This is a genomic window from Accumulibacter sp. (genome assembly GCF_023806635.1).
Lineage (GTDB): Bacteria > Pseudomonadota > Gammaproteobacteria > Burkholderiales > Rhodocyclaceae > Accumulibacter.
Window position 1 is genome coordinate 1 of the sequence record NZ_JAMTDQ010000111.1, and the last position, 8,069, is coordinate 8,069.

An 8,069-nucleotide genomic window follows, 5' to 3' on the forward strand; every position below is an offset into this window, starting at 1 on the left:
TGGGCGTGCTGCGCTGCGACCACCCGGACATCGAGGTCTTCATCCACGCCAAGGATCACGGCGACCTGAGCAACTTCAATGTCTCGATCGCCGTCACCGATGCCTTCATGCAGGCCGTCGAGACCGACACCGAGGTCGAGCTGACGCACCGCGCCGAGCCGAGTGCCGACATGAAGCGCGCTGGCGCCTTCCAGCGTGACGACGGCGTCTGGGTCTATCGGCGCGTGCGCGCGCGCGACCTGTGGGACCAGGTGATGAAATCCACCTACGATCATGCCGAACCCGGAATCCTCTTCCTCGACCGCATGAACAAGGACAACAACCTCTACTATTGCGAGCTCATCGAGGCCACCAATCCCTGCGCCGAGCAGCCGCTGCCGCCCTACGGGTGCTGCTGCCTCGGTTCGATCAACCTGACGCTGTTCGTCCGCTCGCCGTTCACGATCGACGCCGAGTTCGATTTCGAGGCCTTTGCCGAAGTCGTCAGGGTGTCCACGCGCATGCTCGACAATGTCCTCGACGTCACCGCCTGGCCGCTCGAGCGGCAGCGTGAGGAGGCGGCCAACAAGCGTCGCGTCGGCCTCGGCTTCACCGGCCTCGGCGACACGCTGTGCATGTTGCGCCTGCGCTACGATCGCCCCGAAGCGATGGCCATGGGCGCCCGCATTTCGGAGTTCATGCGCGACACTGCCTACCTGGCGTCGGTCGAACTGGCGAAGGAGCGCGGCGCCTTCCCGCTGTTCAACGCCGAACTCTACCTCTCCGGCGGCAACTTCGCCTCACGCCTGCCGGCCGACATCAAGAGCGAGATCCGCAGGCACGGCCTGCGCAACTCGCATCTGCTGTCGATCGCGCCGACCGGCACCATCTCGCTGGCTTTCGCCGACAATGCCTCGAACGGCATCGAGCCGCCGTTCTCCTGGACCTACAGCCGCAAGAAGCGGATGGCGGACGGCACCCTCAAGGAGTATGCCGTCGAGGACTACGCCTGGCGGCTCTACAGGCACCTCGGTGGCGATGTCGAGAAACTGCCCGATTACTTCGTCACCGCGCTCGAGATCTCGGCCAGGGCGCACAAGGACATGGTCGCCGCGGTTGCGCCGTACATCGACACCTCGATCTCGAAGACGGTCAACGTACCGGCCGACTATCCCTACGAAGAATTCCAGGATCTCTACTTCACCGCCTGGAAGTCGGGCCTGAAGGGGCTCGCCACCTATCGCCCGAACGCCGTCCTCGGCTCGGTGCTCTCGGTCGAGTCGCAGAAGCAGGCCGAAGACCGCAAGCAGCCGCAGGACTTCGAGATCGGCGATGCCAACCGCCGGCTGACGATCAAGACGCTGCCGGCGCCAGTGCTCGCCAGCCTGCGCTGGCCGAATCGCCCGAACATGCTCGAGGGCAACATGGCGTGGACCTACATGATCGAGCACACGCACGGCAAGTTCGCCCTGTTTGTCGGCCAGATCGAGCAGGACGGCCGCCACTGGCCCTTCGAAGCCTGGGTCAACGGGCCCGAGCAGCCGCGCGGTCTCGGCGCCGTCGCCAAGACCCTGTCGATGGACATGCGCGCCAACGACCATGGCTGGCTGGCGCTGAAGCTCGAGTCGCTGGCCAGGACCGCCGGCGACGAGGGCTTCGAGATGCCGTTTCCGCCGCATGGCGAGAGGAAGCGCATGCCCTCGGTCGTCGCCGCCATGGCGCAGTTGATCCAGTTCCGCGTCGACCGGCTCGACTCGTTCCGCCACGAAGGGCCGACACCGGTGCTCGACGCCATGTTCAGCCGCAAGGAACCGAAGACCGGCACCGACGGTACGCTGTCCTGGACCGTCGACGTCTTCAACCCGGCGACCGGCGAGGACTTCGTCCTCGGCCTGAAGGAGATCACGCTGCCCGATGGCGTCACCCGGCCGTACTCGGTCTGGCTCTCGGGCAACTATCCGCGCGCCCTCGACGGGCTGACGAAACTGCTGTCCTTCGACATGCGCGTCCTCGACCCGGCGTGGATCGGCATGAAGCTGCGCAAGCTGCTCGACTATCCCGAGCCGCTCGGCGACTTCATGGCCTTCATCCCCGGCACCCGCCGGCAGACGAACTACCCGTCCACCGTCGCCTACCTCGCGCAGCTGATCATCCACCGCTATGCGATGCTCGGCATCCTCGACGAGCACGGCCTGCCGCTGCAGCAGATGGGCATCCTGCAGACTCCGGCCGGCGGCAGCGCGGCCCCGGCCACCGCCGGCAAGCTGTGCGGGGAGTGCGGCAACATGACCATGATCCGCAAGGACGGCTGCGATTTCTGCACCGCCTGTGGTGCGGTCGGCAGCTGCGGCTAGTGTCGTGGCGCTGGCGGCCGTGCTGGTGAGTCGTTTCCGCCGCTCACGAATCTCCCTTCTTTGGCACGCCGGAGAAGGGTCGAGGGCGAGGGGCAGCGGTCATGGCTTTCACGACCAGGGGCGCCGACGCGGGCCGCCGGTGCCGCGAGCGCTGCGGGCCCTGACGGACGGCGTGCGGCTGGTGTCGTGATCGGCGACGTGCCGGTCACGCCAGCCGTGCTGGTCACTTCGTCTCGCTCGTAAAGAAGTACGAGAGACGTTCGCGTGGTTTCAACCAGTGCAGTATGCTCGGCGGGACGCTTGCCGGCTGCAACGCCTCCTCGACCTTGAGCTCGTCAACCTCGGCGAGGTCCACCGTTGGCGCATCCTGCTTGTCGAATTCGGGGTTGTGGACGAGGATGGTCGGGCGCAGGCTGTCCTTCCCCGGAGCGACGACCAGGCCGAGTGATTCGTCGCTCAGCCGGACGATCGTACCCGGCGGGTACACCCCGAGCAACTTGATGAGCATGCTGAGCAGGCGCTGATCGAACCTGGCCGACTCGACCCGGAACAGGCGGGCCAGGGCCGCTGTGGGCATCATGGCGTCGCGATCCGGAGACTCCGGAGCGCACAGGCGGTCATAGCGGTTGACGAGCGCCCCGATGCGGGCGGCCAGGCCAGGGTTGCGCTTCCCGGTCGGCCAGCCGTTGCCGTCCAGGCATTCATGATGGTCGGCGATGACTGCCAGGGCAGACGGCCCGAATGCACCGGATACCTCGGCGAGTTCGACGCCATAGGCGCCATGCCGCCGATACAGATCCTCCTCGTACCGGGTGCGGTTCCTGGTCTTGAGGACGTGCGCCGGGATTTGCGCCTTGCCGATGTCGTGCGCCAGCGTGCCCAGCGCCAATTCGGCGAGCTGGCCCTCGTCGAGCCCCGCAGCCCTGCCCAGCAGAACGGACAGGGTCATGACGTTGAGCGCATGGAACTGGGGTCCCTCGTCTCCCTTGTCGCCAATCAGGCGAAGCGCGACTTCCTGGCCTTGGGCGATTCGGCTGGCGATGTCCTCCGACAGACCACGCAGTTTCGCCCCCGCCTGCTTCGGCGAGTGGGGCATCTGGGTCATCGCTTCCCGCGTCACGCGGGCCGCGCACTCCCAGGCCCGCTCGGCACGGGCCGTGAGCTCCTGCTGCCTGCGCCTGCGCTCTTCCTTCAACTGCTTCTCGCGTGCGACTTCGGCACACCTTTCGCTGGTCTCAGCCTCGCCTGAGGGATTGTCGGCGCGCCCGGCACAGTCCGCGGCATCCTGCGAATCGCGTCCTTCGGCGACAATCTCCTGATCTTGCGGCTTCGCGGTCGGGACCGCGGAAGCCTTCAGCGGCAAGGGAAGGGCGGCGCTTCTCTCCGGGAAGTAATAGAGCTTTCCGGCCACCTGGCAGGCCTGAATCGCGGCGATCTGCTGGGCGTTGCCGACCTTGAACCGGCTGCAGAGAAATGGATGCTCGTTCCAGGACACGTCGAGCCAGACGTACAGGCCGACGACCACCTGAGACGGGTCGATGGGAACGGGCTTCTCGGTCTGGTTCCACATGTCGCGGTCGCCGAAAGGAGTGCGGGGAGCGTAGCACCGGTCAGCCCGTGCCGCAAGTCATGCCCCTGCCGGCGTCGCGGCAAGCCCGCACTCGCGTCGGCGTCAGGCCGATGCTTGGCCCATCGCACACCCGCTCAGGAAGCCGGCCGCTTTGCCGGGGCGGGGCTCGGCCGCGGTTCCCGGCCCTTCTTCAAACACTCGCGAGCGAAAGTGGCGCAGGAGCCGCACTCGCTCGCGACGCCGAGATCGCGTCGCAGGTCATGCAACGTCCTGGCTCCGCGCCGGGCGGCTTCATGTATCTGTTGCTCGGTGACCGCCATGCAGACGCAGACGTACACGTTCTTCCTCCGGGAAAATCATGGCTGGCGGCAGGCCGGACGCGATTGCGATCACTGGCTGAGCGCCCAGGCTTTGCCGATCATTCCGCCGTGCGGCCGATCGGCGGCGCAGGCCACTCGCCCGCGCATTGCTTCTCGGGCTGCAGGCAACGATTTCCCCACAACCGCTCAGTCGCCGCCGGGCTCCATGTTCGCCTGCAGGTAGTTCGGCACGGTGACGCGCTCGATCAGTGCGTGCTGCGTCTCTAGCCAGTCGATGGCTTCCTCGCAGTGCTCCAGAAGCTCCTCGAGCAGGTCGCGGCTGACGAAATCCTGCAGTTCCTCGCACAGGCCGATGCCTTCCACGAGCAGCGGACGGTGCACGTCGCGTTCATGCCGCAGGTCGCCCTGCAGGCATTCGACGGCGTCCTCGCCGATCAGCAGCTTGCCCACGTTCTGCAGGTTGGGCAGCCCCTCGAGGAAGAGGATGCGGTCGATCAACCGGTCGGCTTCCTTCATGACGCGGATCGACTGCCGGTAGCGGTAGTCGTTGAGCCTGTCGAAACCCCAGTGGCGGAACAGCCGGGCGTGCAGGAAATACTGGTTGATCGCCGTCAGCTCGTTCTTCAGCACCTTGTTCAGGGCAGCGACGATTCTCTTGTCCGTTTTCATCGCGGCACCTCGTCAGGCCGTCCTGCCAGGGTCGATCTGGCTCTGTTGATAGTTCTGCAGGCCGACCAGTCCGATCAGTCGCAACTGCTTCTCGAGGTAGTACGCGTGGTCCATTTCGGTGTCGTCGAGCTGCACGGCGAGCAGGTCGCGCGTCACGTAGTCCTGCATTTCCTCGCAGATGGTGATGGCCTTCCTCAGTTCGCCGACGACATGGAACTCGTAGTCCAGATCCGCCTGCAGCATTTCCGGGACGGACTTGCCGATCGTCAGCGCACTGCGCCGGCTCATGTCCGGAGTTCCTTCGAGAAACAGGATCCGCTGCATGATCGCCTGCGCGTGCTGGCGCTCGTGCTCGGACTCGTGCAGCGCCTTGTCGGCCAATCGCTGCAAGCCCATGTCGGCATACATTTCACCGTGGATGAGATACTGGTCGACGGCGGTCAATTCGCCGGCGAGGAGGTCGTTCAGCAGCTTGATGATCTTTGCGTCGCTTTTCATTAAACCCTCCGCAAGCCGGCGATCCCGGGTCGAGTGCTTGGCTGGGGCAAGCGGAAAGCCGCAGCGGCGACTTGTGCCATGTCGTTGCCCCTCGTGCTCCGGGCGTAGTGGACAGCGTTCTTCCCAGCCGGTTCAGTATCTTCGGCGAGCTGCCCCGCTGGCGAGTGCCTGAAGACGGTCGACGCAGGGCCGTCCAGCAAGGCTTTGACGGGCTCTCCGGGAGCGGCACGGACGACGGCAGGGCCGCCATCGTCTGGGTGCGCGGTGTCAGACCTGCCGACGCCGGAACGCACCCAGACCGGTGAGTCTCCGGCTCGCCAAGCTCGTCGTGCCGTGCCGCTGGCTCCGGCGGCCCGTCAGGTCAACCGGATTGCCGACGAAACTGATGATGTGTACCGTTCGCAAGGGTCCCGGTCGGTCACCGGGTTGTCTGCCAGCGACGGCTCGGCGGGTGAAACGGGATAGTGCGGCCCTGTTTGACAATTCTTCCAGGCTGGCAGGATGGCACCTGTTGTGACACAATTGATGCTCTTGTGACACAAGGAGATTCGCGATGCGCACAGTCACCATCCGTGAGGCCCGCGAAGGGCTTTCCCACCTCGAGCAACTGTTCGCCGACGGCGACGAGGTGATCGTCACGCGGCGCGGTGAACCGGTCGCGCGCATTCTGCCGATACACCCGACCAAACCAAGCCTGCGTTCGCTGCGCGACTTTCTGGCCAACCAGCCGTTGCAGACGATACCCAGCGAAGCTCTGCTTGCCGAAGACCGGGAAGATCGCTGTTGAGCGCCTATATCGATACCAGCGCCCTGGCGAAATGCTATGTCCGCGAGCCATGGTCGCTGCAGGTTCTCGACTGGGCTGATCGTCAGGGGGCACCGGCAACGGCGGCCCTGACGCTGGTCGAATTCCGCTGCCTGCTGGCACGGCGCAGGCGTGCCGGACAGATCGACGCCGCGCTCGAACGGTGCGCACTGGCCGAATTTGACGGGCATGTGCGCGCCGGCGCCTGGCAGATTCAGTCGGTTGCCCTGAAAGACTATGCCGCGGCGCGCGACCTGATCGACATCATCCCGGCAATCTCCCTGCGTGCGCTCGATGCCCTGCACCTCGCCGCCGCACGCGCAATCGGCGCTGCCGCGTTTGCCACGGCTGACAAGGTCCAGGCCGTTGCGGCCGAAGCTCTCGGCTTGACCGTACATCGCTTCTACTGAAAGTCCGTCATCCACGGCGAGAAAGCCGAAGAAGAAGCGGGCGATGACTTGATCACGGAGACGGTCCACAGGGGTTTCGCCGTCCTCGCCGCGGCACGCGCGTCGCCCGCCTGAACTTGCGGTTTCGCGATGCGCCCGAGGTTGCCACGTGGCTCGCCACGTCCGGCGACGCTGCGCAAGCAGCGGCGGAGACGGAATCAGCCCGAGACGGCGCACGAAACCCGCTTGTCCTTGCTGCACTCGGGTTGACATGACGAGTATCATGTGAGATTCTGCTTGTATGATATGCGTCATGCGAGAAACCATGGTCACTCGATCCGAACTCAAGGAGGCTTCACTGCAGCGCATCCTGACGGCGGGCGCAGCCCGCCTGCGCGCCGAAGGGCTGGCTGGCGCCGCCATCGCCCCGGTCATGCAGGAAGCGGGACTCACGCACGGCGCGTTCTACGCGCACTTCGGCAACAAGGAGGAACTGGCTGCGGCTGCCTTTCGCTTCGCCTTGCTCGACAACCGCCCGCGCTGGATTGCGACGGTCGGTCGGGAGTCGTGGCGCAGTCGGCTGGTGCGGTTGGGCAAGCGCTATCTGACGATGGCGCATCGCGACGACCTGGCCGACAGCTGTGCGTTGGCCGCACTGGCGTCGGATGCGGGCCGAAGCAATGCAGCCTTCAGGAAGACCTATGAGGAAGAGTTGCGCAAGTCGTTGCGCGCCATCTGCCTTGCTCCTGACGAAGGCAGCCCGGTCGATCCGGCACGCCTCGACGACGCGATGGCGTTCATGGCCCTGTGTGTTGGCGGCATCGCGCTGGCCCGTGCGGTAGACGACCCGGACCTCTCCGAACGAATCCTCGCCGTTTGCCGGCAGGCGGTCGAGCGCCTGGCGGTGCCCGGCACTGAACCGCACACCGATCCGGAGGAAGCCGATCATGCAGGATGTTGAAACGATACCGCTCGCGGAGGCGCGCATCGATGACTTCGCGCTGCGCACCTACGAGAAACTGCGCTACGCCGACACCGACCGCCAGGGTCATGTCAACAATGCCGTCTTTGCCAGCATGCTCGAGACCGGACGTGTGGAACTGCTCTACAACCCCGACCGACCATTGGCCGATGAGCAGTGCTCGTTCGTGATAGCCCGCCTGACCCTTGATCTGCACGCCGAAATCACCTGGCCCGGTCGTGTCGATATCGGCACGCGTGCCGCCAGGATCGGTCGCAGTTCGATCACCCTCGAACAAGGGTTGTTCCAGAACGGCCAGCGTGCGGCAACGGCCAGCACCGTGATCGTCCAGGTCAACGACACGACGCGTCGCTCGCAGCCCTTTTCGGCGATCGCCCGCCAGGCGTTCGCATCGTTGCTCTGACGATACTCTCCCGGAAAAAAGGAGGAAGCCGACCATGGATGCCTTGCTGCTGACCCATGCACGCCAGTACGTTGGCCCCGGGGTGGTGCCGGTATTGCTG

Annotated in this window: 9 protein-coding genes; 5 read left to right on the forward strand and 4 right to left on the reverse strand. The window is 65.5% G+C overall.

Annotated features, from left to right (window positions below):
- The coding region (locus NFW30_RS18925; RefSeq protein WP_295372480.1) for an adenosylcobalamin-dependent ribonucleoside-diphosphate reductase at positions 1 to 2,333 on the forward strand (2,333 nt) is incomplete at its 5' end.
- Between the two features lie 223 nt (positions 2,334 to 2,556).
- On the opposite strand, the gene NFW30_RS18930 is transcribed toward NFW30_RS18925, so the two are convergent.
- From NFW30_RS18930 to bfr (NFW30_RS18945), 4 genes are all read right to left on the reverse strand, one after another.
- Positions 2,557 to 3,903: an HD-GYP domain-containing protein gene (locus NFW30_RS18930; protein WP_295355471.1), complete on the reverse strand. Its 1,347-nt coding sequence runs from the start codon at positions 3,901 to 3,903 to the stop codon at positions 2,557 to 2,559.
- A gap of 134 nt (positions 3,904 to 4,037) precedes the next feature.
- On the reverse strand, positions 4,038 to 4,241 hold the full coding sequence (locus NFW30_RS18935) for a (2Fe-2S)-binding protein (protein WP_295355469.1): 204 nt from the start codon (positions 4,239 to 4,241) through the stop codon (positions 4,038 to 4,040).
- A 168-nt stretch (positions 4,242 to 4,409) separates the two neighbouring features.
- Positions 4,410 to 4,892: a bacterioferritin gene (gene bfr, locus NFW30_RS18940; RefSeq protein WP_295355467.1), complete on the reverse strand. Its 483-nt coding sequence runs from the start codon at positions 4,890 to 4,892 to the stop codon at positions 4,410 to 4,412.
- Positions 4,893 to 4,904: 12 nt separating this feature from the next.
- Positions 4,905 to 5,390, reverse strand: coding sequence for a bacterioferritin (gene bfr, locus NFW30_RS18945; RefSeq protein WP_295355465.1), 486 nt, complete (start codon positions 5,388 to 5,390; stop codon positions 4,905 to 4,907).
- A gap of 553 nt (positions 5,391 to 5,943) precedes the next feature.
- On the opposite strand from bfr (NFW30_RS18945), the gene NFW30_RS18950 reads away from it, so the two are divergent.
- From NFW30_RS18950 to NFW30_RS18965, 4 genes are all read left to right on the forward strand, one after another.
- Entirely contained in the window at positions 5,944 to 6,177 is a 234-nt protein-coding gene (locus NFW30_RS18950; protein WP_295355463.1) for a type II toxin-antitoxin system prevent-host-death family antitoxin, read from the forward strand.
- Complete coding sequence (locus NFW30_RS18955) at positions 6,174 to 6,605, forward strand: PIN domain-containing protein (RefSeq protein ID WP_295355461.1); 432 nt, start codon at positions 6,174 to 6,176, stop codon at positions 6,603 to 6,605. The genes NFW30_RS18950 and NFW30_RS18955 overlap by 4 nt, the downstream gene beginning before the upstream one ends.
- Positions 6,606 to 6,909: 304 nt before the next feature.
- A complete protein-coding gene (locus NFW30_RS18960; RefSeq protein WP_295355459.1) occupies positions 6,910 to 7,545 on the forward strand; it encodes a TetR/AcrR family transcriptional regulator in 636 nt (211 codons plus the stop codon).
- On the forward strand, positions 7,532 to 7,969 hold the full coding sequence (locus NFW30_RS18965; protein ID WP_295355457.1) for a thioesterase family protein: 438 nt from the start codon (positions 7,532 to 7,534) through the stop codon (positions 7,967 to 7,969). The genes NFW30_RS18960 and NFW30_RS18965 overlap by 14 nt, the downstream gene beginning before the upstream one ends.
- Positions 7,970 to 8,069: the final 100 nt, after the last annotated feature.

What these genes read in the sequence shown, in the direction of transcription:
- NFW30_RS18950 (WP_295355463.1), top strand. Translation starts at nt 5,944, where the DNA reads ATGCGCACAGTCACCATCCGTGAGGCCCGCGAAGGGCTTTCCCACCTC.
- bfr (WP_295355467.1), bottom strand. Translation starts at nt 4,892, where the DNA reads ATGAAAACGGACAAGAGAATCGTCGCTGCCCTGAACAAGGTGCTGAAG.
- bfr (WP_295355465.1), bottom strand. Translation starts at nt 5,390, where the DNA reads ATGAAAAGCGACGCAAAGATCATCAAGCTGCTGAACGACCTCCTCGCC.
- NFW30_RS18960 (WP_295355459.1), top strand. Translation starts at nt 6,910, where the DNA reads ATGGTCACTCGATCCGAACTCAAGGAGGCTTCACTGCAGCGCATCCTG.
- NFW30_RS18930 (WP_295355471.1), bottom strand. Translation starts at nt 3,903, where the DNA reads ATGTGGAACCAGACCGAGAAGCCCGTTCCCATCGACCCGTCTCAGGTG.
- NFW30_RS18965 (WP_295355457.1), top strand. Translation starts at nt 7,532, where the DNA reads ATGCAGGATGTTGAAACGATACCGCTCGCGGAGGCGCGCATCGATGAC.